A 26,604-nucleotide genomic window follows, 5' to 3' on the forward strand; every position below is an offset into this window, starting at 1 on the left:
CGGACGCCCCCGCATGTCATGACCGTATTTCAATACGAGCATGACATGCGGGGGCGTCCGGCGTTACCGTCGTCCGGCGGGCGCCGAGCGTCGGCGTCGTTCGCCGCAGGGCACGCGTCGGGTACGTCGAGCGCGTCGAGTACATCCGGTGCATCAGGTGAGAAGGAGGGCCCGTGACCGAGAAGTCGGCCGGCGAGCGGCGCAAGGGTCTGCTGAACGGCTTCGCGGCATACGGCATGTGGGGACTCGTCCCCCTCTTCTGGCCCCTGCTCAAGCCCGCGGGGGCCGGGGAGATCCTGGCCCACCGGATGGTCTGGTCGCTGTTGTTCGTGGGCGCCGCCCTGCTCGTCATACGCCGCTGGGCCTGGCTCGGGGAACTGCTGCGGCAGCCTCGTCGGCTGGCCCTGGTCACGGTCGCCGCGGCGGTCATCACCGTGAACTGGGGCGTCTACATCTGGTCGGTGAACGCCGGGCATGTCCTCGAGGCCTCCCTCGGCTACTTCATCAACCCGCTGGTCACCATCGCCATCGGCGTGCTGCTGCTGAAGGAACGCCTGCGGCCCGTGCAGTGGACGGCGGTCGGGATCGGCTTCGCCGCGGTGCTCGTCCTCACCATCGGCTACGGCCGCCCGCCGTGGATCTCGCTCTGCCTCGCCTTCTCCTTCGCCGTCTACGGGCTGGCGAAGAAGAAGGTCAACCTCGGCGGCATCGAGTCGTTGGCCGCCGAGACGGCCATCCAGTTCCTGCCCGCGCTCTGCTATCTGCTGTGGCTGAGCAGCCGGGGCGATTTCACGTTCGGCACCGAGGGCGCGGGACATGCGGCGCTGCTCGCCGCCACCGGGATCGTCACCGCGCTCCCCCTGGTCTGCTTCGGCGCCGCCGCGATCCGTGTGCCGCTGTCCACGATGGGGCTGCTCCAGTATCTGGCCCCGGTGTTCCAGTTCCTGCTCGGCATCCTCTACTTCAAGGAGGCCATGCCGCCCGAGCGCTGGGCCGGATTCGCACTGGTGTGGCTGGCGCTGATGCTGCTGACCTGGGACGCCCTGCGCACCGCCCGCGCGCTCGCCAGGGAGCGGGCGAAGGTGGCGACGGCAGTGACCGCCATGGCTGGTACGACCACGATCGCCGCCGCCATGGCGACGGGTCCGGTGGGTCCGGTGGATCCGGTGATCGTGACAGATCCGGCGGTCGTGGCTGACGCGGTGAACGCGGTGAACGCGGTGGCTCCGGCCGATGCGATGGGCCCGGCGGATGCGCCGAAAGTCAGGCCGTAGAGCGGCTCAGGGCGTTTGAATGACGCCATGACGCACCCACCGGCATCACCCGCTCCCGACAACGGTCCTACCGGTCCCACCACCCCTGTCGCTCCCGTCACTCCTGTGCACTGGAAGCTCGTCATCGACACGGCCGACCCGCACGCGCAGGCCGACTTCTGGGCCGCCGCCCTCGGGTACACGGTCGAGGACAACAGCGCGCTCATCGGGAAACTGCTCGGTCTGGGCGCCGTACCGGCCGAGCTCACCGTCGAGCACCACGGCCGCCGCGCCTTCCGGGACCTGATCGCGGTGCGGCACCCCGACGACCCGTACGAGGAGGAGAGCGGCACGGGTCTGGGGCGGCGGCTGCTCTTCCAGCGGGTGCCGGAGCCGAAGACGGTCAAGAACCGGCTCCACCTCGACCTGCACCCCGGTGAGGGGCGCCGCGAGGCGGAGGTCGCACGGCTGGAGCGGCTCGGGGCGAGGGTGTTGCGGCGGGTGGAGGAGCCGTCCGGTTCATGGACGGTGATGACGGACCCGGAAGGGAACGAGTACTGCGTGCACTGAGGCCTTCACGGCCCGGGCGAGCCTCACCCGTTCACCCGTGCTGGACGCGGGCACGGTCGGTCAGGCGGGCCATGCGGGCGCGGGCGGACTCCAGTTCCTCGATCTCGTCGGCGGCCGGACCCTCCTCGGCGGCAAGTCCGGTCCACAGCTCGATCAGGTCGCGCCCCAGCTCCAGCCCGCGCAGCGGGTCGCGCACCGCGCGCCAGGCGGTGTCCGCGCTGCGGACGTTGCCGTAGGCGGCCTCCGCGTCGCCCGCCCGGCGGTGGATTCCGGCGAGCTCGAGGGAGAGCCGGAAGGCGTGCAGCGGCTCGTCGCCGAGGTAGGCGATGTACGCGGTCAGCTCACGCAGCCGGAGTACCTCGGGGTGCTCGGGCCCCAGAGTCTGTGAGGCCTCGGTCACCGTCTCCCCGGCCAGTCGCGCCGCCATGTCGATCCGGCCCGCCCGGACGGCGGCGTTGATCCTGCCCATGGGCTCGGTCAGATGGATCTCGCCGGGGGCGGCCGGCGGCTCGTCCCCGAGCACCGCCTCCGCCACGGCGTCGAAGCCGCGGGGCGGGGCCGGCTTGGGATCCGGGTTGGTGCCGGTGCCGGTGCCGTACACGGCCTCCGGAAGCGGTGGGGGCGTCCGCGGACGAACCGCTTTTGGCGTCGGGGCGGCCGCCGCAGGCAGGGGGCTCGGTATCCGGTCGGCCGGAGGAAGGGGAGGCGCTGGGGGCGCCGAGGGCTTCGGGGGTGCCGGCGGAGTCGGGGAGAGGCCGTCGGCTTCGGGGGCGGGGTGCGGCCGCGCGCCCATGGGCGGGGGCGGGCCGAACTCACCCGTCGGCGGCGCGACCGTTCCCGGGGGCACCGCTCCCGCCGCCGCCCCGGGTATCGGCCACAGCCGGAAGGTGGGGGCGGAGTCCCGTACGAGGTCAGGTACCGGGTCCGGGGCAGGGGGTGACGCCGGTGCCGGTGCCGGTGCTGAAGTGGGGTCCGGTACGGGGCGCAGGACGTGGGTGGGCCGCTCGTGCCCGGGGCGCGGTGGCGGGACGGTCGCCGGAGCCGGAGCCGGAGCCGGAGCCGCGGAGAAGGGCAGGGCGTCGTCGTGCGGCGCGGCCACGGGCTGCTCCTGGGCTATGTCCCGGCCCGGCGCCTGTGCCGACTGCGGCGCGGGCCCCGACACGGGCTCCGGCCTCGGCTCCGGTGTCATCGGCGCCGGCTCCCCCGTGAAGCGGCTGGCGCCGTCCGGGTCGACCTGGAGCGGGACGACGTAGCCGATGCGTTCGTCGTGGATGATGGCCAGGACGGCGTTTCCCGAGGCGACGGCGATGCGGTGGAGCCGGTTCAGCACGGCCTGCTGAACCTCCTCACCGGGTCCGGCGATCACCAGCACCCCGCCGACGGATGCCCTCCGCGTGTCCGCGCCGCCCCCCACGGCTACGGGTACATGGACGTCGATCGGCACTGCCGCAAGATTCGCCGCGGGTGCGGCCTGCTGCTGTTCCTGCTTCTTCTCGCGGCTGAGTCGCCCCATCGTTCCCTCATTCGGGTCGTAAACCTACCGACGAGTCTGTCCGCTGAGCCCTGCTTCTCACGTCACCGCGTTGTCACAGGCTCGTCCCAACGACCGTCCCGCATCCGGCTCCCTCCCCCATGCTCCTCCCCCTCTGTCCGTGTCCGCTGTCCGCCGGTATAAGGGCCGGGACGACGAGGCAGGAGAGTGGGCATGCGTACAGACATGCGACAGGGACCGGAGATCTGGATCCGAGGGCCGGTGGGAGTGCTGGAACCAGGCCCGCCGGAGTCCGCCCACGCCCATACGGCAGCCCGGCGCTTCTCCTGGGTCGGCACCCATGGCGGCGCCGGGGTCTCCACGCTCGCCGCGGTACACGGCGGTCACGACAGCGGCCGCGCCTGGCCCGGCCCAGGCGATCCGCAGTCGGTGCTGCTCGTCGCCCGGACGCACGCGTCCGGGCTGGAGACCGTCGTCCCGGCCGTGGAGATGTTCCGGCGCGGGGAGGTCCCGTACGGCCTCGCTCTCGATGCCGTGGTTCTGGTGGCGGACGCGCCGGGCCGCCTCCCGCGCCCCCTCTCCCAGCGGATCCGGCGCATCGAGTCGGTGATCGACGTCTACCGCGTGCCGTGGGTGCCCGAGTGGCGCCTGGGCAACCTGAGCGGCCGCCTGCCGCGCGAGGCCGAACCACTGGCCCGCCTGACGGGATCGGCAGGCTGAAAGGCCGGGTACGGAGCACCACCCTCGCACCCACCCACCTTTATTTCCCTTGCGGGCGAGAGGGGTGGGTCCAGCAAGGACTGGCAGGGCTGATGGGGCTGGGGTGGGGCTGATGAAGCTGTGCGGATTGATGGGACTGATGGGACCGATGGGACTGATGGGATCGATGCGCTGAGCAGCGAGGGAGCTGGGGCTCGGATGTCCGCCTCAGTGGCGGAGATCGCCTCCGCGGTACGCGCGGGGACGGTGCGGGCCGTCGATGTGGTCGCCAAGGCACTGGAGCGGATCGAGCGGGCTGATCCGGTGCTGTGCGCGTTCACCGAGGTGTGGGCCGAGGAGGCGCTGCGGCGGGCGGGTGAGGTGGACGCCCTGATCGAGACGGGTCCGCCGCGTCCATCCGGCCCGAGCGGGGGCGAAGGTCCCGGGGCTCGCGCGTGGCTGCCGCTGGCCGGGGTGCCGGTCGCCGTGAAGGGGCGGCACGGGCTGCGGGCAGCGGGTCCGCTGCTCGCGGCCGGTTGTGTCGCGGTGGGCGCCACCGCGGTACCCGGGCCCGGCACCCCCTGGCAGACCTGGGGTCTCGGGGCACGCGGACGTACCGTCAATCCGTGGCGAACCGACCGTACGCCGGGCGGTTCCTCGGCCGGGGCCGCGGTCGCGGTGGCGGCCGGTCTGGTGCCACTGGCGACGGGCAGCGACGGCGCGGGCTCGGTGCGCATCCCGGCGGCGTGGTGCGGGGTCGTCGGTCTCAAGGTCACCAACGGCCTGCTGCCGTCGCTCGACCGCACGGGCCTCGCGGCACCCGGAGTCCTCGCCCGTACGGCGGCCGACGCGGCGGCCTGGTGGCGGGCGGTGTCGCCGCCGGCCACCGTCGTCGACGCGCAGCCGTCCTTCCCCCGCACCGCTGTCTGGTCCCCCGACCTCGGCTTCGCCGGTCCCGACCAGGAGCCCGTCGCGCTGGCACGGGCAGCGGTCGACCGGCTCGTCGACGCCGGAGTCGTACGGCTCGTACGACCGCCGGCGCCGCCGCTGCTCCTGGACCCGGCCCCGGCCTGGTCGGCCCTGCGCGAGTCCGGCGCGGACCCCGCCGGACTCGCCGACGCCCACCGCGTCCGGGCGGAGAACGGCCGGCGCCTGGCCCGCCTCTTCACCGGCGCCGAGTTGCTGCTGACGCCTACGGCACCCACCGCGCCGCACGGCCACGAAGGGCCGGGCGATGTCTACTCCACCGCGCTCACCTGGGCGTTCAACGTGAGCGGACACCCGGCGCTGAGCCTCCCGGCCGGGTTCGGCACCGACGGCTGCCCGGCCGGGCTCCAACTGGTGGCACCGCACGGGCGGGAGGCACTGCTGCTCGCCGTGGCAGGGGCGGCGGAGAAGCTGAGCGGCCTGAGCGGCTGGAAGGATTGAGCGGCTGAGGGCCTGAAAGACGTTCTTCGCACAGGACGCGTCCCTCGCCCGCTTTCCGTACGAGGCCGGCTGACCCGGCCGCGGCAGCGCTCTCACCAGCCGAGCTGTACCTCTCCCAGGACATCGCCGCCGATGTGCGCGGCGAGCTTCCGAGCCCGGGCGAGGTCACCGTACTTGGTCACGTGGACGAAGACGGTGTGCTCCTCGGCCCACGTGCCGTACTGCGCGTCGTCGCCGTGGAACACGACCTGGACCCCGTCGTAGTTCCAGTGCCCGTACGAGTCCGCCTCCGGGTCGTCCGGCCACCGGCCGTTCCATTCGATGACCGCCGTGCCCTCGCCCAGAGCGTCCAGGAACCGTTCCTCGGCGTCCCCGCGTTCGACGTCCTCGCGGAAGGACAACGGCAGGTGCGTCCGGAGTTCGGCGTCGTCCAGCGTCGTCACGTCGAGGTCGAAGAGGAGGAAGTGACCCGTCGTCGGGTCCTTGCGGGTCTCCTCGTAGTCGAAGGGCACCCCAGGAACGAGCTCGGCCATGTGCAGCACCTCCCGGGGCGTCCGCATCTCGGCGAAGAGCCGGATCCGGTCGTCGACGTGCTCCAGCAGTGCGCACAGCCGCTTGGCCTGCCGGTACGCCTCGGCCGCGTCGCCGGTCCGGAAGACGGGATATGCCTTTGAGTTGCCCACGGGCCGAACCGTCACATGCCGGCTCCCGCCCGCGCCATCGCGTTTCCCTAGGCGGTGATGTCCTTCGTCGTGAACCTCGCCCACGCCGCCGAGCCGAACACGGCCGCGTACAGGGCCTGGAGGCCGAGGTTCTTCGTCAGGTCGTCCCAGTAGACCGGTTCGCGCATCAGGTCGGCGAAGGACAGCCAGTAGTGGGAGAAGAAGTAGGGGTGAAGGGCGTCGAGCTGCGGGATCTGGTCGAGGATCTGGACGGTGATCAGCAGCCCCACCGTCGTCGCCATCGCCGCGATGCCGCTGCTGGTCAGCGTGGACACGAACAGGCCGAGCGCCGCCACCCCGAGCAGCGACGCGGCGACGACCAGGGCGATCAGCAGGGCTCTGCCCAGTCCCTCCGCGAAGCCGATCCGGGTGCCGGAGATGGTCGTGAGGTCACCGAGCGGGAACAGGAGCGCCCCCACGGCCAGGGCGGAGAGGGCCACCACGAGAGTGGCGGCCAGGCAGAAGGCGATGACGGTGGCGTACTTGGTGAGCAGCAGCCGGGTACGGCCGGCGGGGGCGACGAGGAGGTAGCGGAGGGTGCCGGCGTTCGCCTCGCCGGCGATGGAGTCGCCCGCGACCACACCGATCGCCATGGGCAGGAAGAACGGCAGCGTGGCCGCCAGCGCGGTGAAGACCAGGAACAGGCCGTTGTTGGTGATCTGCGAGATGAAGGCCGGCCCCGCGCCGCCCCCTCCCCCACCGCCGGCCGCGGAACCGTCACCGGTCTCGATCTTCACGGCGAGCCCGACCAGGACCGGCACGGCGGCCAGGACCCCGAGCAGGGCGAGGGTGCGCCAGCGCCGGAAGGTGGTCAGCAGTTCGCTGCGGAACAGTCCGAAGGCCCCGAGGGCGCGCACGGTCCGCGCCCCCGGCCTGTTCGGTTCGTCCGGGGCTTCCCGTGGTTCTGGCCCTGCTGTCCCCTCCGGCTCCCGGACGGTCTCAGCCCGCGACATCGAAGCCCTCCCCGGTCAGCGCCACGAACGCGTCCTCCAGCGAGGCCCGTTCGACTCCGAAGCCGCGCACCCGGACGCCGCCCGTCACCAGTGCGGCGTTCACCTCGGCGAGGTCGCGCTCGGGCACCTCACCGGTCACCCGGTCGTCGGTGGCCACGACATCGCCGATCCCCTGCTCCTTCAGCACCCGCGCCGCGTCCGCCGGGTCCGGTGTGGTCACCACCAGCCGGCCGCGGCTGCCCGCGGCCAGGTCGGCGACGGGTCCCTGGGTGAGCAGCCGGCCGCGCGCCATCACGGCGGCATGCGTGCACACCTGCTCGATCTCGTCGAGCAGGTGCGAGGAGAGGAAGACGGTCGTGCCGTCCGACGCCAACTCCCTTACCAGGGCGCGGATCTCCCGCATGCCCTGCGGGTCGAGTCCGTTGGTCGGCTCGTCCAGGACGAGCAGTCGACGGGGCTGGAGCAGGGCCGCCCCCAGCCCCAGGCGCTGCTTCATGCCGAGGGAGTACGCCTTCGCCTTCTTGCCCGCGGCGGCCGTGAGGCCCACCCGGTCCAGGGCGGCGGCGACGCGAGCGCGCCGGGTGCGCGGGTCGGCGGTCGGGTCGGCGGCGTCGTAGCGCAGAAGGTTGTCGCGGCCGGAGAGGAAGCCGTACAGGGCGGGGCCCTCGATGAGGGCGCCCACCCGCGGGAGTACGGCGCGCGCGGAGCGCGGCATGGGCCGTCCCAGGACGTGCGCCATGCCGGAGGTGGGCTCGATCAGGCCCATCAGCATGCGGATGGTGGTGGTCTTGCCGGAGCCGTTGGGGCCGAGGAAGCCGAAGACGCTGCCCGTCGGGACGGTCAGGTCGAGACCGTCGACGGCGAGCTGTCCGCCGCGGTAGCGCTTGGTGAGTGCACGGGTGACGATGACGCCGTCACCCGTCCTCTGCGTGGCGGACGTCTCGCCCATCGGCTCCCTCGTTCCCTGTCGTGCTGTTCCTCGTGGCGCCGTTTCCCGTGGCGCCCGTCGCTTCCCCTGCTCCCCCGATGCTCCGCCTCGTCGCTTCCTCGGATTACTTCCCCTGGTCGGCCGCCTTCACCAGCGCGTCCTTGGTGACGGCGCCCACGTAGACCTTGCCGTCCTCGGTGAACAGAGCGTTGACCAGGCGGGTACTGAACACGGTGCCCGTGCCGAACTCGCCCTTCACCTGGTCGCCGAGCGAGCCGAGGAAGCCGTCGAGGTCACCGCCTCCGGAACCGGTCGGCAGACCGCCCTCGCCGCCGGTGTCGAAGATGGCGACGGAGTTCCAGCCCTCACCGAGCACCTTCAGCCCGTCGAGGTCCTTGGCCAGGTCCTCCTCGGACTTCGGGGCGCCCTCCGGCCTCCCGTGCTCCCCGCCCTTCCCACCGCTGTCCTTCTCACCGCTGTCCAGTTCGCCCTCCTCGGTCACCTTGGCGCCCTTGGGCGGGGTGAAGTCGAAGGTCGACGCGGCCGGCCGGTCGAAGCCGACCTTGGTGAAACCGACGTCCACGACGGCGGCACCGCCGCTCGCCGGGGTCAGCGTGAACTTCAGCGGCGTACCGGTCTTGTGGTCCACCGCGATGCTGATGGCGCCGACCGTGGAGCCGGACTGCCTGGGCTTGACGACCAGCTTGTACGCGTCCCGGCCGGCCACCTGCGCGGTGCCGTCGACGGTGACGGACGTGGTGTCGTCGACCGACTTCAGCGCCTCCTCGGCGAAGTCCTTCGGCGTGGCCGGGGGCTGGTGCGCCCGGTCCTTGTCCCCGGCGGACTGCTCGGTGGTGCTGTGGAAGACCTCGTTGGACTCGCTGTCGTAGCCCCAGACGTCCTTGCCGTTGTGGATCAGGCTGTACTCGGAGGCGTTCCCGAGCAGCGACACCTTCTGCCGGTCGGGGCCGTCGGCCGCGATGCGCAGGGTGTGCGTGCCGGAGGCCAGCTCGGTGAGCTTGGCCGTCGGGTCGGCGGAGGAGCCGCCGCCCTCGCCCTGGCCCATGGCGCCGGAGGCCAGGCTGCTCTCCAGGCCGCCGAGGTCCGGCAGCCCGAGGTCAGTGGTGATCTTCACGGTGCCGGACAGCTGCTCGACGTCCGACTGGGCGATCTTCTCGATCAGCTGCGCGGCGGTGATCTTCGGCAGGTCCGGGTCGCCGGAGTCGGCGATCGCGGGGACGAGCCCGATGGTCGCGGCCGCCACTCCCATCACCGTGACCGGGACGATGTACCGCGCGGCCCTTCTCCGGCCCGCGTCCGGCTCGCCGGTCTCACGGGCGGTCGTCGTGTCGTCGGATTCGTACGGTGCCATGTGTGCCCTACCTCCGTGGTCGGCGGCGGCCTGCGTCTCGTGTCGCTCGCACCAGTCACACCCCGAGCCGCCATTCTCACCCGAATCGGTGAGGAGCGATGTTGTCCGTCGTGTTCCATCTGACCAAATCCGGCGGGCAGACGCGTCAGACCCCGGACGCAACTCCGTGTACTGCTGCGGTATGACACGGGGCGATGTTTTACCCCCCGACCAGTAGGGGTCGGGGGCGCTGCCGTGAGGGCTGGTGACGACAGGTGAGGGCCCGTGAGGGCCGGTGAGCCGGTGCGGGCCCGGCCGAACGCCGAAGCGGCGGGCAGGGGCGGAGGGCTGGGGCAGCGGCGGACTGCGGGCGGGGGCGGAGGGACGGCAGGCGGGTCAGCCGGCCCGGTGCACCACCGCGTCGCACAGCTCGACCAAGGCCGTCTTCGACTCGCACTCCGGCAACGGAGCCAGCGCCGAGCGCGCCTCTTGCGCATAGCGCACGGTGTCCCGGCGGGCCTGCTCCAGCGCGGGGTGGGCGCGCAGCAGCCGCAGCGCCTCGGCGTGCCGGGCGTTGTCGCTGAGGTCGGAGTCGAGCAACTCGCACAGGGCGATGTCCTCGGCCAGCCCCAGCCGGGCCGCACGCTCGCGCAGCCGCAGCACGGGCAGCGTCGGGATGCCCTCACGCAGGTCGGTGCCCGGGGTCTTGCCGGACTCATGGGAGTCGGAGGCGATGTCCAGGACGTCGTCGGCGAGCTGGAAGGCCACCCCGAGCCGCTCGCCGTACTGGGTCAGCACGTCCACGACCGTGTCGTCCGCACCGGACATCATGGCGCCGAACCGGCAGGAGACGGCGACCAGCGAGCCGGTCTTGCCGCCGAGGACGTCCAGGTAGTGGTCGACCGGGTCCCGGCCGTCCTGCGGCCCCGCGGTCTCCAGGATCTGACCGGTGACCAGCCGCTCGAACGCCTCGGCCTGCACCCGTACGGCCTCCGGTCCGAGGTCGGCCAGGATGTGCGACGCGCGCGCGAACAGGAAGTCGCCGGTGAGGACCGCGACGGAGTTGCCCCAGCGGGTGTTGGCGCTGGACACCCCGCGCCGTACGGCGGCGTCGTCCATCACGTCGTCGTGGTACAGCGTGGCCAGGTGGGTCAGCTCCACGACCACGGCGGACGGCACGACACCGGGAGCGTAGGGGTCGCCGAACTGGGCGGCGAGCATCACGAGCAGGGGCCGGAACCGCTTGCCACCGGCCCGCACCAGGTGCTGGGCGGCCTCGGTGATGAAGGGGACCTCACTCTTCGTGGCCTCGAGCAGCCCTTCTTCGACAGCCGTCATTCCGGCCTGGACGTCGGCCTCCAGAGCCTGGTCCCGCACGCTCAGCCCGAACGGCCCGACGACGGTCACGAGGGGTCTCCTGTCTGCTGGTGTCCACTGGCGCTCAGACGTCTTGCACAGTTTGTCGATAGGTCGCTGACATCACTCGAGTCAGCGTATCCGGTCATGTTTCGATCACCGCCAGCACCCACATTCCCCAGACTCACCTGCGCACGCGTGCACGGCGTCTCACGGCACCCTCCGATATCGGATCACAATCAGATCGTTTCTGATCAGTTGGTAATAAAGAATATTCCTCGCCTTTCAGGCGCGACGACCCGCACTCGGGATGCACCCGAACCACGATCCACTCCCGGCCCGGACCGCCATCCGGACCGCCGCCCGGACCGCGCCCCGGACCGCATCCCGAACCACGATCCGAACCATGATCCGGCACGCGATCCGGCACGCAGGCCATCCTGCCCGCCCAGGCGCCCGATTTGCCGCAATTACCAAATAAATCCCCACTGGTGGCAAATGCGCCCACGCGGTGCGGCCAGTGAAGTAGGTCACGCGCACCCCGGCACGCCCATCCCTCGCGCCCACCGGCGATCCCCCTTGCCCCGAGAGCGAGTTGACCCTTGGCATGCGCAAAGGGTCAAGTGCCCAAAACGCCCCAACACAAGATCAATCGGCATGATCCATGACGGTCGCACTTGTTCTCGACAAGTGCACTCGCATACGTTCCCGGCCAGTCGGGCGGACGCCGAATCCTGCCACCGCCCGCGCCACCCATCGATGAACTCACGCACGGCAGGAGCGGGGGACCCAGGTAAGCCGCCGGACCGGTTCGCACCCGGAACGGCTCGGGGTGAAGCCATGCCCGCAGGGGCACGGCCGGGCACTCTCCCGCCCGAACCCGACAGCTCACCTCGCAGGCGTAGGAGAGGAACACAGACATGCCCGCATCGGGTCTGCCCCACCGCTTCGGCCGCTCCCGCCTCGTCCGCTCCTTCGCCGTCGCCGGCGTCGCGGCGGTCGCCCTCCCGCTGTTCGGCGCCACCGCCGCCTCCGCCGCGCCCGCCGCTGCCGCGACGTCCGCCCCCGCCTCCGGCACCGTGACCGCGTACCCGGACAACCTCGACGGCTGGATCCGCGAGTCGCTGTCCGTCATGGCGCAGCACGGCATCCCCGGCAGCTACGACTCCATCCACCGCAACATCCTGCGCGAGTCGTCCGGCAACCCTCAGGCCATCAACCTGTGGGACTCCAACGCCAGGCTCGGCACCCCGTCGAAGGGCCTGCTCCAGGTCATCGACCCGACCTTCCGGGCGTACCACGTGCCCGGCACGGCCTTCGACCCGTTCGACCCGGTCGCGAACATCACGGCGGCCTGCAACTACGCGGCGGACCGCTACGGCTCCATCGACAAGGTCTTCGGCGCCTACTGAGACACCCCGGCCCATCGGGACGCCGGGACACCGGGACACCGACGGCACCGACGGCACCGAGGCCTACCGGGACATCCTCCCGGACCTGGGGCGGGGCAGCATGTGTGGGGGCGCATACGGCTCCGCTCCGCCGAACAACCGCTCGAGGACGACGGCCACGCCGTCGTCCTCGTTCGACGTGGTGACCTCGTCGGCCACCGCCTTGAGCTCGGGGTGCGCGTTGGCCATGGCGACCCCGTGGGCTGCCCAGTCGAACATCGGGATGTCGTTGGGCATGTCGCCGAAGGCGATGGTCCGCTCGGGTTCCAGCCCCAGGTGCTCGGCGGCCAGCGCGAGACCGGTCGCCTTGGTGACACCGCACGGCTGGAGTTCCACGGTGCCCGGACCCGACATGGTGACCGTGGCCAGCGAACCGACCGCCGAACGGGCCGTCGCCGCCAATTCGTCGTCGGTCAGGTGGGGATGGCGCAGCAGCACCTTGCTGATCGGCCGGACCCACAGATCGTCCCGCCGTTCGACCCGCACCGCGGGCAGCGTCGGGTGCGGCATCAGATAGCCCGGCTCGATCAGGGTGAGTCCGTCCACCCCGTCCTGGTCGACCGCGGCGTACAGCTCCCCGACCTCGGCCTCGATCTTGCCGAGCGCGGTCTCCGCCAGTTCCCGGTCCAGGGTGACCGACCACAGCAGCCGGTCCGCGCCGGCGTCGTACACCTGCGCGCCCTGTCCGCACACCGCGAGCCCGGTGGCCCCCAGGTCGTCCAGGATCGGCCGCACTCCGGGCGCCGGGCGCCCCGTCACCACGAGGTGCCGGGCGCCGGCCCGCGTCGCCAGCGCCAGTGCGGCGAGGGAGCGGTCGGAGAGGGTGTCGTCGCCGCGCAGCAGCGTCCCGTCCAGGTCGGTGGCGATGAGCGAGCAATCGGTGGGTGCGGCCATGATCAGAGAATACGGACACCGCGCCCGCCCGACTCACCTCGCCCGAACCCACCCCGCCCGCCCCGCTCACCTCACCCCGCCCGGGGCACCCCGCCCGGGATGCCGTCCGCGGCCTCTGCACCACTTGGCAACAACCTGCTCCGTTCCCTACCGCCCTCGTGCTCTTGGGCGGTACCTTCACAAGTGTCCAGGGGGGACTTGATCGGGGGGTCAGGTGAGCAGTGGACGCACGCGTGTGCTGAGGCTCGAGGAACTCGGCGAGAGGGAGCGGGAACGGTGGCGTGAGCTGCGCGCCGCGACGGAGGCACCGCGCAGCCCTTTCATGGAACCGGAGTTCGCCACCGCCGTGTCCAGGGTACGGCCGCGGGCCCGGGTCGCGGTGCTGTACGAGGGGGCGTCCGCCGAGCCGGCCGGCTTCCTGCCGTACGAGCGGGGCGCGTTGGGACAGGGCCGGGCGATCGGGCTCGGCGTCTCGGACTGCCAGGGCGCCGTCCTGAGTCCGGGTTTCGCGCTGAAGACCGGTGAACTACTGCGCGCCTGCTCGGTGTCGAGCTTCGCCTTCGACAACCTGGAGGCGGACCAGGCCCTGTTCGTCCCGCACGCGGCCGAGGAACACGCCACCTTCGTCATCGACGTGGAGAAGGGCTACGAGACCTACGAGTCCGTACTGCGCGCCCAGTCGCCGAAGTTTTTGAAGACCACCCTGGCCAAGGAGCGCCGGCTCGGCCGCCAGGCCGGACCTGTGCGGTTCGTGTTCGACGAACGCGACCCGGCCGCGCTCCGCGCGCTCATCGGGTGGAAGTCGGCGCAGTACCGCAGGACCGGGCGCCGCGACCGGTTCGCACAGGAGTGGATCACCCTGCTCGTGGGCCGCCTGGCCGGGGCCCGGGCTCCGGAGTGCACGGGCACGCTGTCCGTCCTGTACGCCGGGGACCGTCCCGTCGCCGCCCACTTCGGCCTGCGTTCGACCTCGGTGCTGGCCTGCTGGTTCCCGGCGTACGACCCGGAGTTCGCGAAGTTCTCGCCGGGGCTCGTGCTGCATCTGCGGATGGCCGAGGCGGCGGCCGGCGAGGGCATCGGCCTGCTCGACATGGGACGCGGCCCGGCCGAGTACAAGGATGCGCTGAAGACGGGCGAACGCGCCGTCTACGAAGGGGAGGCGACGCGTCCGGGCCTGGGCGCCGCGCTTCAGCTGCTGCGCCGCGAGCCCGCGCGCCGCGCGCACGGCTTCGTCGTCGCCCGGCCGCGTCTCGCCTCGCTGGCGTCGCGGACGTTGAAGGGGGCGGCGCGGCTGCGCCGGCCGTGAGCGGTTCCCGCTCGCGAGAACCGCTCGGGACGACAACGGCCGCTGGTGACGACCGTTCGTGAGGGGGAGGACTCATGTCCCGCACAGCACGTACGCAGGAGGAGATACGGCGGTTCCTGGACATCGGCGCGGTTCAGGTCGCCGAACTGGACCTGAGCGGTGAGGAAACCGCCCTGAGACCCGGTCCGGGCAGCCCGCCGGTGACACACGGCGAGGTGTTCCTGCTGGTCAGGAGAGACGGCCTGCCGGTGGGCACCCTGCTGGGAAGGGTCCTGGAGGGGGCCGATCCGACGACGGTCCTGGCGGCGCTCGCACGGCAGGCGCTCGCACGGCAGACGCAGGCACAGGCGCAGGCGCAGGCGCAAGGGCAAGGGCAAGGGCAAGGGCACGACGCGGCGGAGGCGGCCGTGGAGACCGCCGGGCCGCCGCCGCCCTTCACCTCGGTCGTCGTGGCCACCCGGGAGCGGGCCGGACAACTCGCCCGCGCCCTCGACTCGCTCCTCGCGCAGGACCATCCGCACTTCGAGATCGTCGTCATCGACAACGCGCCCGTGACGGACGGGACACGCGACCTGGTGCAGCGGAAGTACGGGGAGCGCGTGCGGTACGTGCGCGAGCCGGTCCCCGGACTCGCGACCGCGCACAACACCGGGCTCGCCCATGCCCTGGGCGAGGTGATCGCGTTCACCGACGACGACGTCGTCGCCGACGCCCGCTGGCTCACCGAGCTGACCGCGCCCTTCGTCGCCGACCCGGAACTCGGCTGTGCCACCGGCCTGATCCTGCCCGCCCGGCTGCGCACCCCGGCCCAGGTCCTGCTGGAGAGCCACGGCGGCTTCGCGAAGGGGTTCACGCCGACGACGTACGACCCGCGGAACCCGCCCCGCGACGAACCGCTGTTCCCCTTCACCGCGGGCCGGTTCGGCTCCGGGGCGAACATGGCGTTCCGCACGGAGGTACTGCGCGCGGTCGGCGGTTTCGACCCGGCCACCGGCGCCGGGACGCCCGCCCGGGGCGGCGACGACCTGTACGGGTTCGTCCGGGTCCTCGCCCAGGGACACAGGCTCCGCTACACCCCCCGGGCGCTGGTGTGGCACCACCACCGGGAGACCTGGGCCGATCTGGAGACCCAGGCGTTCGGCTACGGCGCCGGCCTCACCGCCTACCTCACGGCGATCCTGGTCAACCGGCCCGCGCTGCTGCCCGCGTTCCTCTCCCGACTGCCCCGCGGCCTGTCCCACGCCCGCGGCCTCACCGCCGTCCGGGACACCGGGGACACCGGGGACGGCTCGGCCGCTCCGGGCAACCACGACACCCGCACCACCCATCCCTGGCCGCGCCGCCTCTCACGGCTGCAGCGCAAGGGGATGCTGTACGGCCCCGTCGGCTATCTGCGGGCCCGGCGGGCGGCGGGCGGTACGACGGGGAAGGCGTCCCCCGGCGGCCGGACGGCTCGGGGTGCGCGATGACGGCGTCGTCCTCGCCGGACCCGGCGGTGCGAAGAGCCCGGAACCGCTCAGGTGACCAGGGCGGCGGGGAGGACGCGAAGCGTCCGGCCATCCCGGTGCTCCTCTACCACGCCGTGATGGACGACCCGCCCGACTGGATCGCCGAGTTCACCGTCACGCCGAAGGAGTTCGCGGCGCATCTCGACGCCCTCGAGGACAGCGGCCGCACCCCCGTCACCATCAGCACCCTCGCCGGCCATCTCACCGGGCGGGCGTCCCTTCCGCCCCGGCCGGTGCTCCTCACCTTCGACGACGGCTTCGCGGACCTGCCCGGCCCCACCGCCGACCTCCTGGCCCGACGCTCCCTGCCGGCCACCGCGTACCTCACCACCGGCGCCATCACCCCGGGCGGCCGCAGCCTGCTTCCGCCGGCACCGATGATGACCCTGGACCGGGTGACGGAGCTGGAGCGTTCCGGCATGGAGATCGGCAGCCATACGGTCAGCCACGCCCAGCTGGACACACTGACCGGGAAGCACCTGCGCGCCGAACTATTCGATTCCAAAGCCGTGCTGGAGGACACCCTCGGCCATCCGGTCCCCCATCTCGCCTACCCGCACGGCTACAACAGCCCCCGGGTGAGGGCCATGGCGTCCCGCGCCGGGTACGAGACGGCGACCGCGGTGCGGCACGCGCTGAGCTCGGACCGGGACGAGCGCTACCGCATCGCCCGGCTCATCGTCCGCCGCAGCCACACCGTCGCCGACGTCAGGGCCTGGCTGGCGGGCGACGGCGCCCGCGTCGCCCCCTACCGCGACGGCCCGAAGACGATCGCCTGGCGCTGGTACCGGCACACCCGGGCGGCGGTTCGTGGACCGGAGTTCGCGGGCTGACTCGCGGGCCGGCTCGTGGGCTGATTCGCGGGCTGATTCGGCAGGTTGATCCGCAGGTGGAACGGATCGAGTGGGCGGGCGGTCGCGGTCGCCCGCCCGGTCACTTCGTCGGCTGGTTCAGATACGGGTCGGCCGCCACCTCGCGCAGGCTCTCCCACGCCGCCTCGTTGGCCACGGCCAGGTCGCAGTGCGGCCCGGGGTCGCGGTAGTTCCACTGGAGCGCGGCCTTGACGCCCTCCAGCCCTTTCAGCACGGGCGGCACCCGTGCGTACCACTCGGCCTGCCGTTCCGGCCGGGTGGAGTCGTCCGCGCTGCCGAACTCGGAGAGCATCAGCGGCTTGTCGGCGGAGATGTTCTCGCGTATCCACTCGTGCGTGGCCGTCTGGGTCTGTTCGAAGGTCAGCCACCCCGTCTTGTGGCAACGGTAGTAGTTGTACTGGTTGTAGCCGATCCAGTCGACGTACTCGTCCCCCGGGTACATGCCCTTGAACAGGTCTCCGTGGTTCAGGTAGCCGGTGATGATCCAGGTCCACACCACGTTGTCCACGCCGAGTTCCCGGAACCGGTCGTGGATGTGCCGGTACGCCTGCACGTACTGGGCCGGGGTGCCGTTGGCCGGGGTGCGCGTGTCCATTTCGAGGTCGAAGGAGAGGAAGACCTTCTTCCCCGTGCGCTGCCCGTAGTCCTTGATGCGCTGCGCCTGGACGTCGATCACGGTCGTGTCCAGGTCACCGGCGGCTATCTCCGCCCACCTCGGCTGCTGCGCCTTCGTGCCGCCCCACCACTTGCTCTCCCAGGACAGCAGCAACATGCGTTCCTCACCGACCCGTTGCTCCTCCGGGCTCAGCAACTGCCCTTCCCTGCGGTTTCCTTTGGGCAGGGACATGTCGTGGTACGCATAGATGATGTCGAGCTTGCGGCCCACCTTCTCCTCGTAGGCCTTCACCTTCTCCTCCAGGTCGGCCCGTTCGTGCGGCACGAAGGCTCCGAACCAGGCGCCGCACGGTGGTTCGAGCAGTTCCGTGGGCCGGCACCCCTCGTCCGCCCCGGAGGGCTCCGAGGCGTTCCGCAGCGCGAGTACGGCGACCAGCACCGCGCAGACGACCGCGGCCGAGGTGATCAGCGCCCGACGGCGGCTCACGGCCGGACGCCCCGCCCTCGGCTTGCGGCGCTGACCGGTTCCTGTGCCGCCGGTGCCTGCGCGGGATCCGGGGCCGGCAGGGGGGCCGGTGGCCGGGTCGCTGGTCGGGCGGCCCGCAGGAGGGCCGGTGGCCGGGCCGGCTCCCGGTCGAACACCGTGTAGGGCGGCGGTGATACGGCGAAGAGGGCGAGCGAGCCTCACAGGACGGAACCCTTCCGTGTCCTCGACGGCGGGGAGGCACGCAGCCGCGGGCAGAACGCGGCGAGCGTGGTCAGCAGGGTCAGGGCCAGCAACACCCGCCGGGCGCTGAAGGTGTGCGTGGCGATCAGTACCGTCGCGACGATCATCACCGCGGCGATACTGACGAAGACGGCCAGCATCGTCCGTTCCAGCAGGTCGGAGCGGCGGACGAAAACGGGGTCGCGCCGCTCGACGGGACCCCGTGCGGACCGTACGCGCAGTGCGGGACCGCAGAGGCCGACCAGGGCCGTGCCCGGCCCCGCCGCCAGGAAGACGACGACGGCCGCCCCGCGCAGCGGCGAACCGTCGGGCAGGGCGAGCGCGGCGAGCGCCAGCCAGCCGGCGAACGGCGGGAGCATCCGGATCACCAGATCCTGCGGTGTCATCGCTCCCCTCCCCCTTCTCCCGCTGTCCCCTCTATTTCCTCTGCACCCTCTATCCCCTTTGTCCCTTCTGGCCCCTCTGCTTCCTCCGGCTGCCTCAGTTCGTAGACCGCCCCCGCGCTGTTCTCCGCCACCAGCCGGAACCGCGGCGACGCGGCGACGGACTCCCGGACGCTGTTCAACTGGGCACCGGTGAGCTGCCCGTTCATTTCGGAGTTCGCCAACTGGCCCTGAGTGAAGAGGAAGTAGGCCCGGCTCGGGCGATCCACCCCTGCCATGTCGGTGGCGAGGGTGCCGGCCGGGTCCCGCACGATCCCGTCGACATGGCTCCGGTCGTCCTCGAGGAACCAGTAGTGGTCGATGCTTCCGTACGAGGCATAGGCGAGCGGGTAGTTGCGGTTGGCGGCGACGACCAGTGAGCCCTCGGGCGCCTCGTCGAAGAGCTGACCCACCAGGGCCACCTCCTGCGGCGGGAAGTAGTTGACCCGGTCCTTGCCCGAGTAGCTCGGGACGAACGCCAGGGTCCCGGCGAGCAGCACGGGCAGCGGGCCCCAGACCCGGATGCCGAAGCCGGTGCGGAACCGGGCGCCGATGCCGCGGCGCGCGGGTGACTCGGTCTCACCGCGCGCGTGGACGTCGCTGCGGGCCTCGTCACCGCGCGCCCCACCGGGCGTTCCGGCCTTCCGGCGGGCCCTGGCCTCCGCCGCCGCCTCCGCGGCGGCGAGGGTGCGCGCCTTGGGCGACAGCGCGGTGGCGGCGAAGAAGGCGACGCCGGGCAGCATGAACATCAGGACCCGGAAGATCATCTCGCTGCCGTAGCTGCTCGCGACGAACATCGGCAGCGGTGCCGCCGTGATCACCAGCAGCGGCATCGCGCGGTACCGCAGTACGGGCTGCCGCCAGACCCCGGCCGCCGCCAGCAGCAGAACGGAGCCCGAGAGCAGCCTGGCCGCCCACGAGGTCGCGATCGCGCCGGCGCCGGTCGGGGTGGCGCCGTACCCCGCCTCGACGTTGCCGCCGACGTCGCCCACGGCGCGGATCATGTCCGGCATCGCGGCGGACAGGAAGGGCAGCGCGGCCGTCCCGCACCAGGCCAGGAAGATGACGACCGTGGTGGCCACCGGCACCCAGTCCCGGTGGCGGCGGAGCAGGACCAGCGCGAGCAGCGACACGACCAGCATGGCCGGGGTGAGCTGGTGCGAGATGACGATCGCCATCACCAGCACGGTGAGCACGACGGTCCAGAGCGCCTGCCCCCGCCGCCCGCTGCTCGCGTCCGCGCCCGCGCCCGCACCCGCGCCCGCGCCCGCGCCCGCGCCCGCGCCCGCGCCCGCGCCCGCGCCAAAACGGCCGTACCGGCGCAGTACCACGGCCAGCACTCCGAGGTGCAGCGCGAAGGCGACGGACTGCGGGGAGAAGTAGTCCTGGCCCACCCAGTTGGCGACGAAGAAGAGCCAGACCGCGGTCCAGATCAGCCGTCGGTCCTCGGTGAAGGTGCGGTAGATCAGCAGCAGCGGGAACAGCAGCATCAGGCTGGACGCCAGCGGCCACCACGCCATGTACATCGCAGCCGAGTCCACGCCCAGCAGCCGCACCAGCGCCGCCTGCGCGGCGAAGAAGCCCGGCCACTGGTCGTAGACCGCCATGTCACCGATCCGGTCGGCGGTCTGGAGCCCGCCGGCGGTCAGCAGGTGGTCGATGACACCGTCGTGCTTCCACGCCCAGGCGTACAGCGGGGTCGGGTAGAGCACGGCCTGTGTGGCCCGCTCCATCACCAGCAGGCCGAGCACGTACGCCGCCGGCCAGCCGCCGGGCCGGTGGCGGTCTCGGACCGTGAACCAGAAGCCGGTGGTGAGGACGACGAGACCGGCCCAGAAGCTCGGGTGGAGCGCGGTGACCAGGCCGTAGTCGTCGAGCTGCGACACATCGGTGTGCCGTACCGCGTACAGCCACAGTGCGAGCGCCGCGAGCAGCGGCAGGGCGGGCCAGAGCGCGAGGGCGCGGCGCGCGGACCAGAGGGGCGGCAGGTCGGAAAGATCCGTCACGGGTTCACGGACCGGGGTCGACGCCTCCGAGGAAGGGTGGGTCCGCGACTCGGTCCGCGAAGGCGGTTCCGCAGGGATGTCCGCAGGGGTGACGGGCGCCGATGCGCTCTCCGGTGCGGGCTCGGACGCGGATCTCTCGCGTGGAGTGGCTGGCGTACGCACGGTGGTTCCCCCCTGGCGGTTCGGCTCCGAAGCTTGATTCGTTCGCTGGTTCAGCCGTTCGGTCGTCTGTGGTCGGGCGGCCACGACGCCGGGGCGGCACGGCGGAGCGGCGGAAGTCGCAGAAGGAGCAGCAGCAGAAGCAGTGCGGCGAGCAGCGGCGGTGACACGGGGGCGAGCGCGTACCGCCACACCCAGCCGGCCACGGCGACGAGATACAGCGCCCCCCAGCACCCCGCCCAGGACAGCCGGTCGCCGCCCACCCGCTCGAGCAGCAGCCACAGCGCGCCGAGGCACAGCACCTGGCACACCGACGGCGTCCAGCGCAGCAGCGGCTCCGGCCCGTCGGTTCCCACCGCATCCGCGAGGAATTCGGCTGTCCGGGCGTACCACGCCCCGCCCACCGGCGATGGTTCCCAGCCGAGCGCGACCGGTGCGGCATACAGGGCGAGCAGGGCCGAACCCAGTGCGGTGCCGGGGAGCCAGGGGTCGGGTGCCGTGCACAGCGTCACCGCGGCGACGAAGACCAGGAGCAGCACTCCGCCCGCCGCGAGCGCCACGAGCGGCAGCCCTTCCAGCAACTGCCGCCCCGTCAGTTCGCCCTGTTTCTCCGGCTCCGGTCCGCCGAGCCGGTGCAGCGGGCGTGTCGACGCCCAGAAGGCGACGGTGGCGAGTCCGAGCAACCCCCAGAGGATGTCCCGCAGCCGTCGGTCGGACCCGTCGCCGACCGGCGACGGGGTGCCACGGCCGGCCGTGCTCGCGGACGCTTCGGCGGACCGGCCGGGCCGACCGGCGGCATCCGCGCCGTCCCGGCCCTCGTCCTCTTCACCCCGTCCGTCCTGCTCATCGCGCTCGCCGCGCTCGTGCGGTGTCTCGTCCCGAACCGGTGCGTGCGCGTTCCGTGGAGTGCGCCCGGCGTGATCGCCGGCCGCCTGATCGCCCTCGGTCTCGCGCTCGTGCGCCTCGGCACCCGGGTGTTCCCCGGGCTCGACGCCCGGACCGGCACCCACATCCGTGACCGGCTCCGATTCCCCGTCCGGGCCCCCGTGCGGCCCGAGGTCCGCGTCCGGCCCGGGGGCCGCTTCCGTGGAGCGGGGCCGGACGATGAACGCCATCGTGTCCGCCTGGAGGGCCTCCCGTTCGTAACCGGGGCGGCCGATGAACAGCGTGACGGTGTCCGCGTCGTCCTGTCCCCGGCCCCTGTCCTCGTACGCGGCCCGGCGGGCCCAGCCCGTGCCGTACCCGGCGGTGGCGTTCAGCCGCGCCCAGCGCGTGCCGTACGCGGGACCGTCGGAGGCGCCCTCCGTCCGTCCCGTCCGTCCCGTCCCGCTCGTCGTACCGTCCTTGCCGCCGGTCCCGCCCGTCCGGTCGACGAGCCCACCGTGCCCGTCGCGCGTACCGCGCAGCGCCGAGCGCAGGCCGAACACCGAGACGACGGCGACCACCGTCATGCCGATCAGCACCGCCCACCCGGCGCCCGCGATGCCCGCCGGGGTGAACAGCGCGGCCGCGCTGCCCAGTACCAGCACGCACATCGCCCCTTGGAGCACGGCGAGCACACCGGTGCGCCCCTGCACCCGCAACACCCCGATGTACAGCTCCACGACCACCCGGGGCAGCGCCCCGAGCGCGAGCAGCCGCAGCACCATCGAGCCGTGCTCGGCGTAGTCCGCGCTGAACGGCGTGAGGATCAACGGCGCGAACACCACCAGCACCAGCACGACCGGCACCAGAAGCAGCGTCATCCGGCGCAGCGCCCCGCGGACCCCGTCCGCGAGCCGGCGCGGGTCGTGCGAGGCGTGGGCGGTGAGCGACGCGGCCATGTTGATGGCCATGAACTCCATGGTTCCGCCGACGGTGTACGCCACGTAGAAGTAGCCGTTCTCGGCGGCGCTGAAGCGGACCGCGACCATCACCGGCAGGAGATTGATCATCGCCAGGCTGAACAGCGCGCCGAGCGAGTCACCGGCGAGGAAACGGCCCATGTCACGGATCCTGGGCGGTTCCCGGTCACGGTCGGCGGCGGCCTGGCGCGGGATGAGCCGGCGGAAGATCAGCCAGCCGAGCGGCAGCGTGGAGAACGCGATCGCCACGGCCCAGGACACGAAGACGCCCAGCACGGGCAGCGCGCTCGCGAAGACGGCCAGCAGGGCCAGCTTCCCGGTGGAGAAGACGGCGTTCCCGACGGGCACCCATGCGGTCCTGCGCAGGCCCGTGAGTACCCCGTCCTGCAGGGTGAGCAGTGCCCACGCCACGCACGCCGCGACGAACAGCGCGCCCGCCAGCGGTGTGCCGAGGGGCTCGTACGACGCGCCCCACAGGTCGAGCGTGAGCAGGAAGACACCCGCGGCCAGCGCGACGACCAGCGAACTCGCCCCGTACACGCCCCACACAAGGCGCCCGGTCTCGCGCCCGGCGCGCGGCACGAAGCGGACCACGGCGCCGATCATCGTGGTCGCGGTGATGCCGGCGAGCAGCCGCATCGCGGCGATGGCCGCGGAGCCCTGGCCGACCGCTTCCTCGGAGTAGTAGCGCGCGGCCACAAGCCAGAAGCCCAGCCCGAGGACGGCGGACACTCCGGTGCTGAGCATCAGGAAGTAGGCGTTCTTGAACAGCGAGTCGGAGCTGTGGGAGCCGGGTTCGCCGTCAGCAGGTTCGGGTCCGCCGCCGCCTGTGCGCACCGCGGCGGGCTCGTGCACCTGGATCTCAGCCACGAGGCGGCCCCAGCCCTCTCGCCGCGGTCCCCGGCCGTCCGGCGCCTTGCCCCGTCGGTCCGTCCGGCGCCTCACAAGCCCCTGACTCCTGTGGCCCCCGTGCCCCCCGTAGCCCCTGTGGCCCCTGTGCGGCCTCCGGCGGCTCCGGCGCCTTCGACGGTGGCTCCCGTGGCTCCGGCGGCTCGGCCGGCTGTGCCCCGGACCGCTCCAGCGCCTCCGCCGCCTCACGCGCCCGCAGCGGGTCCACCGGCAGCGCGTGCCGCGCGAACCAGCGGGCGTTCCCGGGGGCGGGCGACGGGTCCGTGAACGCCGCTCCCGCATAGTCGTCCAGGGGCGGATCGTAGAGGTAGCCGACCACGATGCGGCGCCGGGCCAGTGCCGCGATCGCCGCGTCCCGGTCCGCCACCAGCAGGGGCACCCGGAACAGCGGTTGCACCGCGCCGTCCGCCGGCGGCCGGGCCCACGGCGTCGACAGCAGCAGCTCCGTACCCGCCCGTGAGGCCCGTAAGACGTCGTCCAGCCTCCCGAGACCGCGGTGGACGCGGCGCAACCGTACGGGGCCGGGCTTCCGCCGGTATTCGTGCATGTCGACCCGGACCCAGGGGTCGTGCGCGACCAGGTCCGGCGCGGAGCGCACGGCGCCGGCCAGCGCGTCCGGACGCAGCGGCATCCGGATCCCCTCGCGCTCCGTCAGCCCCAGCAGCCCCATCGTGGCCCAGGCGGCCCGGCGCAGCCCCAGCCGCCGCACGGCGGACTCGGCGTACGGCCTTACCGCGTAGGTGAGTTCGGACGTCATGCGCCGTGGGGTGAGCAGTTCGGCGCAGGCCTCCCGCACCGCTGCGCTCCGGTCCGGGTCGGCCAGCGCGAGGATGCCCCCCGTCTGGGCGCCGACATGCTTGGAAAGGCTGAAAACGGAGGCGTCTCCCCATGTCCCGACCGGCCGGCCGCCGACCTCGCTGCCGATGGCGTGCGCCCCGTCCTCGAACAACGGGATGCCCAACGCATCGCAGCGGGCTCGCAGTTCGGGTGCCGGATCCGGGTTGCCGTACAGGTTCGTGGTCAGTACGGCGGACAGCGAGCCCCATGTCTCGTCCGGCACCGCGTCGATGTCGATGGACGCGTCGAACGGGTTGAGCGGCGCCTGCACCGGGTGCAGGCCCGCCGCGAGCACCACGAAGAAGATGACGTCGTCGTTGACCGGCGACATCAGCACCCTGCCGCCCGGCGGGCACCAGTGGCGCAGCGCCACGAACAGCCCGAACCTGCACGACGGCACATACACACATTCCCGGCCGAGCCGGCCGCGCATGGCATCTTCCAGCCTCTTCGGCTGCATGCCGGAACGCGCCGATCCCGGGCCGGCCTCCCCAATGGCCATCCGTCCCCCTGTTGTGCCATCGGAACGCCCCCTCCCCGAGGCCTTCCGGCACCCGCCCAGAGTCGCCCCGTTCGCACCGCTCCGTCAAGATTGCGTAACCGCCCTGTGGACAACTTCCGGTACGCGAGGGGGAGCAGCGCACGCGTCATGCCGTCCCGGACGCGCACGCCACGCGTCCCGGACCCGCCCTCCGCCTCTGCCCAAGACCACCGCGGCACCCGTAACGTGTGGCACGCCACGGACACGTGGAGCACCTGCGCACACGAAAGCGAGGCAGCACCCGATGCCCCCCTTCGATGTCCCCGAGGGCGATCCCTTCGGCCCGCACAATCTGCCGTACGGCGTGTTCTCGCCCCCCGGCTCGTCGGAGCAGAGGGTGGGCGTCCGGCTCGGCGACCACGTCCTCGACGCCGGCGCGGCCGCACACGCCCTGGGCTCCCCCTACGCCTCCCTGCTCGCCCGCCCGACCCTCAACCCGTTGCTGGCGGCGGGCCGTACGGCCTGGTCGGACGTCCGACGCGCCCTCACGGCCTGGGTGACCGTGCCGGCGCACCGGGAGACCGTCGAGCCGCTGTTCCACCCGCTGTCGTCGGTGACCCTGCACCTCCCCTTCGAGGTCGCGGACTACGTCGACTTCTACGCCTCCGAGAACCACGCCCGGAACGTCGGCCGGATCTTCCGCCCGGACGCCGCCGACTCCCTCACCCCGAACTGGAAGCACCTGCCGATCGGCTACCACGGCCGTTCCGGCACGGTGCTGGTCTCCGGCACCGACGTCGTACGCCCCTCGGGGCAGCGCAAGGCGCCCACCGATCCCGCCCCGGTCTTCGGCCCGTCGGTGCGGCTGGACATCGAGGCCGAGGTCGGCTTCGTGGTCGGGGCGCCGTCCGAGCTGGGCCGGCCGGTGCCGCTCGGCGACTTCCGCGACCACGTCTTCGGCCTCTGCCTCCTCAACGACTGGTCCGCACGCGACGTCCAGGCCTGGGAGTACGTCCCCCTCGGCCCGTTCCTCGGCAAGTCCTTCGCCACCTCGGTGTCGGCCTGGATCACCCCGCTGGACGCCCTGGAAGAGGCCCGGGTGGCGCCGCCGGAGCGCACCCACGCGCTGCTGCCGTACCTGGACGACACGGACGAGGAACCCGGCGGTTACGACCTGCGGATCTCCGTGGCCGTCAACGGGCACGTCGTCTCCGAACCCCCCTTCTCCACGATGTACTGGACGGCCGCCCAGCAGCTCGCCCACATGACCGTGAACGGCGCCTCCCTGCGCACCGGCGACCTCTACGGCTCCGGCACGGTGAGCGGGCCCGCCGAGGGGCAGCGCGGGTCCCTGTTGGAACTGACCTGGAACGGTCGCGACGCCCTCGAACTCCCCGACGGCAAGCGGACCTTCCTGGAGGACGGCGATGTGGTGACCCTGTCGGCCTGGGCCCCGGGGCCGGGCGGAGTCCGCGTCGGCCTCGGCGAGGTCACGGGACGGGTGACCCCCCGGGTCGACCCCTCGAGCTGACCCCAGGGGCCGACCCGACGGGCCGGCTCCGCGGGACGGCCCCGCGGGCTATGTCGGCGAAGCCGTCCGATCTACGCCGACCCCTGCCTCGCGCCGCCCTTCGCCGTCATACTTACGTGGCGTCGGGCGGTGTGCGGCTCCCCGCGTCCCGCACCACACGTACCCCGCACGTACGCGGCACGCGGCACACGCCTCATGCCCTCCGCACGTCATGCAAGGCCCGCACCACACGTATGTCCCGCACGCCCATCCGAAGCAGCCCTCTTCCGACAGGATCCGGAGCCCGTGGC

Annotated in this window: 21 protein-coding genes and 1 riboswitch; of the genes, 9 read left to right on the forward strand and 12 right to left on the reverse strand. The window is 72.5% G+C overall.

All coding sequences use genetic code 11. The features are described from left to right. Window positions 1–236 precede the first annotated feature (236 nt). Window positions 237–1,274, forward strand: coding sequence for an EamA family transporter RarD (rarD, locus tag ACFP2V_RS31235; protein ID WP_381218696.1), 1,038 nt, complete (start codon window positions 237–239; stop codon window positions 1,272–1,274). Between the two features lie 105 nt (window positions 1,275–1,379). Further along, window positions 1,380–1,823 carry a VOC family protein gene (locus ACFP2V_RS31240; protein WP_381218636.1) on the forward strand — a complete coding sequence of 148 codons (444 nt, stop codon included), beginning with the start codon at window positions 1,380–1,382 and terminating at the stop codon, window positions 1,821–1,823. A 31-nt stretch (window positions 1,824–1,854) separates the two neighbouring features. Here ACFP2V_RS31240 and ACFP2V_RS31245 read toward each other — a convergent pair whose 3' ends face one another. Next, complete coding sequence (locus tag ACFP2V_RS31245) at window positions 1,855–3,336, reverse strand: tetratricopeptide repeat protein (protein WP_381218637.1); 1,482 nt, start codon at window positions 3,334–3,336, stop codon at window positions 1,855–1,857. 192 nt (window positions 3,337–3,528) lie between these two features. Between ACFP2V_RS31245 and ACFP2V_RS31250 the strand changes: the two genes are divergently transcribed. Next, window positions 3,529–4,035 carry a DUF6668 family protein gene (locus ACFP2V_RS31250; protein WP_381218638.1) on the forward strand — a complete coding sequence of 169 codons (507 nt, stop codon included), beginning with the start codon at window positions 3,529–3,531 and terminating at the stop codon, window positions 4,033–4,035. Between the two features lie 198 nt (window positions 4,036–4,233). Next, window positions 4,234–5,442 carry an amidase family protein gene (locus tag ACFP2V_RS31255; RefSeq protein ID WP_381218639.1) on the forward strand — a complete coding sequence of 403 codons (1,209 nt, stop codon included), beginning with the start codon at window positions 4,234–4,236 and terminating at the stop codon, window positions 5,440–5,442. Between the two features lie 92 nt (window positions 5,443–5,534). Here the strand turns inward: ACFP2V_RS31255 and ACFP2V_RS31260 are convergent, their stop codons facing one another. From ACFP2V_RS31260 to ACFP2V_RS31280, 5 genes are all read right to left on the reverse strand, one after another. Continuing rightward, window positions 5,535–6,125: a hypothetical protein gene (locus ACFP2V_RS31260; RefSeq protein WP_381218640.1), complete on the reverse strand. Its 591-nt coding sequence runs from the start codon at window positions 6,123–6,125 to the stop codon at window positions 5,535–5,537. A 47-nt stretch (window positions 6,126–6,172) separates the two neighbouring features. Then, window positions 6,173–7,117, reverse strand: coding sequence for an ABC transporter permease (locus ACFP2V_RS31265; protein ID WP_381218641.1), 945 nt, complete (start codon window positions 7,115–7,117; stop codon window positions 6,173–6,175). Continuing rightward, window positions 7,104–8,066 (reverse strand): ABC transporter ATP-binding protein, encoded by a 963-nt coding sequence (locus ACFP2V_RS31270; protein WP_381218642.1) that lies wholly within the window; start codon window positions 8,064–8,066, stop codon window positions 7,104–7,106. Before ACFP2V_RS31270 ends, ACFP2V_RS31265 begins: the two co-directional genes overlap by 14 nt. Window positions 8,067–8,169: 103 nt before the next feature. Next, entirely contained in the window at window positions 8,170–9,417 is a 1,248-nt protein-coding gene (locus tag ACFP2V_RS31275) for a LolA family protein (RefSeq protein ID WP_381218643.1), read from the reverse strand. A 375-nt stretch (window positions 9,418–9,792) separates the two neighbouring features. Beyond that, entirely contained in the window at window positions 9,793–10,803 is a 1,011-nt protein-coding gene (locus ACFP2V_RS31280) for a polyprenyl synthetase family protein (RefSeq protein WP_381218644.1), read from the reverse strand. Between the two features lie 696 nt (window positions 10,804–11,499). After that, a riboswitch (cyclic di-AMP (ydaO/yuaA leader) is annotated at window positions 11,500–11,669 on the forward strand. Between the two features lie 3 nt (window positions 11,670–11,672). Between ACFP2V_RS31280 and ACFP2V_RS31285 the strand changes: the two genes are divergently transcribed. Beyond that, window positions 11,673–12,164, forward strand: coding sequence for a transglycosylase SLT domain-containing protein (locus tag ACFP2V_RS31285; RefSeq protein ID WP_381218645.1), 492 nt, complete (start codon window positions 11,673–11,675; stop codon window positions 12,162–12,164). Window positions 12,165–12,227: 63 nt separating this feature from the next. Here ACFP2V_RS31285 and ACFP2V_RS31290 read toward each other — a convergent pair whose 3' ends face one another. Next, entirely contained in the window at window positions 12,228–13,097 is an 870-nt protein-coding gene (locus tag ACFP2V_RS31290; RefSeq protein ID WP_381218646.1) for an HAD family hydrolase, read from the reverse strand. 235 nt (window positions 13,098–13,332) lie between these two features. Between ACFP2V_RS31290 and ACFP2V_RS31295 the strand changes: the two genes are divergently transcribed. From ACFP2V_RS31295 to ACFP2V_RS31305, 3 genes are all read left to right on the forward strand, one after another. After that, a complete protein-coding gene (locus ACFP2V_RS31295; RefSeq protein ID WP_381218647.1) occupies window positions 13,333–14,403 on the forward strand; it encodes a GNAT family N-acetyltransferase in 1,071 nt (356 codons plus the stop codon). Window positions 14,404–14,477: 74 nt separating this feature from the next. Next, window positions 14,478–15,872, forward strand: coding sequence for a glycosyltransferase family 2 protein (locus ACFP2V_RS31300; RefSeq protein ID WP_381218648.1), 1,395 nt, complete (start codon window positions 14,478–14,480; stop codon window positions 15,870–15,872). Between the two features lie 116 nt (window positions 15,873–15,988). Further along, the gene (locus ACFP2V_RS31305) at window positions 15,989–16,744 is read left to right on the forward strand and encodes a polysaccharide deacetylase family protein (protein ID WP_381218697.1); all 756 of its coding nucleotides are present in this window, start codon (window positions 15,989–15,991) and stop codon (window positions 16,742–16,744) included. Between the two features lie 100 nt (window positions 16,745–16,844). On the opposite strand, the gene ACFP2V_RS31310 is transcribed toward ACFP2V_RS31305, so the two are convergent. The 5 genes from ACFP2V_RS31310 to ACFP2V_RS31330 all read right to left on the reverse strand — a co-directional run bounded on the left by ACFP2V_RS31310 (window position 16,845) and on the right by ACFP2V_RS31330 (window position 24,762). Further along, window positions 16,845–17,885 (reverse strand): glycosyl hydrolase, encoded by a 1,041-nt coding sequence (locus tag ACFP2V_RS31310; RefSeq protein ID WP_381218649.1) that lies wholly within the window; start codon window positions 17,883–17,885, stop codon window positions 16,845–16,847. Between the two features lie 197 nt (window positions 17,886–18,082). Next, the gene (locus tag ACFP2V_RS31315) at window positions 18,083–18,511 is read right to left on the reverse strand and encodes a hypothetical protein (RefSeq protein WP_381218650.1); all 429 of its coding nucleotides are present in this window, start codon (window positions 18,509–18,511) and stop codon (window positions 18,083–18,085) included. Further along, window positions 18,508–20,553: a glycosyltransferase gene (locus ACFP2V_RS31320; RefSeq protein ID WP_381218651.1), complete on the reverse strand. Its 2,046-nt coding sequence runs from the start codon at window positions 20,551–20,553 to the stop codon at window positions 18,508–18,510. The genes ACFP2V_RS31315 and ACFP2V_RS31320 overlap by 4 nt, the downstream gene beginning before the upstream one ends. Before the next feature lie 212 nt (window positions 20,554–20,765). Beyond that, complete coding sequence (locus tag ACFP2V_RS31325) at window positions 20,766–23,426, reverse strand: lipopolysaccharide biosynthesis protein (RefSeq protein WP_381218652.1); 2,661 nt, start codon at window positions 23,424–23,426, stop codon at window positions 20,766–20,768. Then, window positions 23,419–24,762, reverse strand: a complete 1,344-nt coding sequence (locus ACFP2V_RS31330; RefSeq protein ID WP_381218653.1) for a DegT/DnrJ/EryC1/StrS family aminotransferase — start codon at window positions 24,760–24,762, stop codon at window positions 23,419–23,421. Before ACFP2V_RS31330 ends, ACFP2V_RS31325 begins: the two co-directional genes overlap by 8 nt. A gap of 325 nt (window positions 24,763–25,087) precedes the next feature. On the opposite strand from ACFP2V_RS31330, the gene fahA reads away from it, so the two are divergent. Continuing rightward, the gene (gene fahA / locus ACFP2V_RS31335) at window positions 25,088–26,314 is read left to right on the forward strand and encodes a fumarylacetoacetase (RefSeq protein ID WP_381218654.1); all 1,227 of its coding nucleotides are present in this window, start codon (window positions 25,088–25,090) and stop codon (window positions 26,312–26,314) included. The last annotated feature ends 290 nt before the right edge of the window (window positions 26,315–26,604 follow it).

Source organism: Streptomyces incanus, assembly GCF_042656345.1.
GTDB classification, from domain to species: Bacteria; Actinomycetota; Actinomycetes; order Streptomycetales; family Streptomycetaceae; genus Streptomyces; species Streptomyces incanus.

Bases quoted from the DNA above. Each gene is read 5' to 3' on its own strand.
- ACFP2V_RS31255 (WP_381218639.1), top strand. From the start codon at position 4,234: ATGTCCGCCTCAGTGGCGGAGATCGCCTCCGCGGTACGCGCGGGGACG.
- ACFP2V_RS31275 (WP_381218643.1), bottom strand. From the start codon at position 9,417: ATGGCACCGTACGAATCCGACGACACGACGACCGCCCGTGAGACCGGC.
- ACFP2V_RS31290 (WP_381218646.1), bottom strand. From the start codon at position 13,097: ATGGCCGCACCCACCGATTGCTCGCTCATCGCCACCGACCTGGACGGG.
- ACFP2V_RS31245 (WP_381218637.1), bottom strand. From the start codon at position 3,336: ATGGGGCGACTCAGCCGCGAGAAGAAGCAGGAACAGCAGCAGGCCGCA.
- ACFP2V_RS31300 (WP_381218648.1), top strand. From the start codon at position 14,478: ATGTCCCGCACAGCACGTACGCAGGAGGAGATACGGCGGTTCCTGGAC.
- ACFP2V_RS31265 (WP_381218641.1), bottom strand. From the start codon at position 7,117: ATGTCGCGGGCTGAGACCGTCCGGGAGCCGGAGGGGACAGCAGGGCCA.
- ACFP2V_RS31285 (WP_381218645.1), top strand. From the start codon at position 11,673: ATGCCCGCATCGGGTCTGCCCCACCGCTTCGGCCGCTCCCGCCTCGTC.
- ACFP2V_RS31270 (WP_381218642.1), bottom strand. From the start codon at position 8,066: ATGGGCGAGACGTCCGCCACGCAGAGGACGGGTGACGGCGTCATCGTC.
- ACFP2V_RS31315 (WP_381218650.1), bottom strand. From the start codon at position 18,511: ATGACACCGCAGGATCTGGTGATCCGGATGCTCCCGCCGTTCGCCGGC.
- rarD (WP_381218696.1), top strand. From the start codon at position 237: ATGTGGGGACTCGTCCCCCTCTTCTGGCCCCTGCTCAAGCCCGCGGGG.
- ACFP2V_RS31330 (WP_381218653.1), bottom strand. From the start codon at position 24,762: ATGCAGCCGAAGAGGCTGGAAGATGCCATGCGCGGCCGGCTCGGCCGG.
- ACFP2V_RS31250 (WP_381218638.1), top strand. From the start codon at position 3,529: ATGCGTACAGACATGCGACAGGGACCGGAGATCTGGATCCGAGGGCCG.
- ACFP2V_RS31305 (WP_381218697.1), top strand. From the start codon at position 15,989: ATGGACGACCCGCCCGACTGGATCGCCGAGTTCACCGTCACGCCGAAG.
- fahA (WP_381218654.1), top strand. From the start codon at position 25,088: ATGCCCCCCTTCGATGTCCCCGAGGGCGATCCCTTCGGCCCGCACAAT.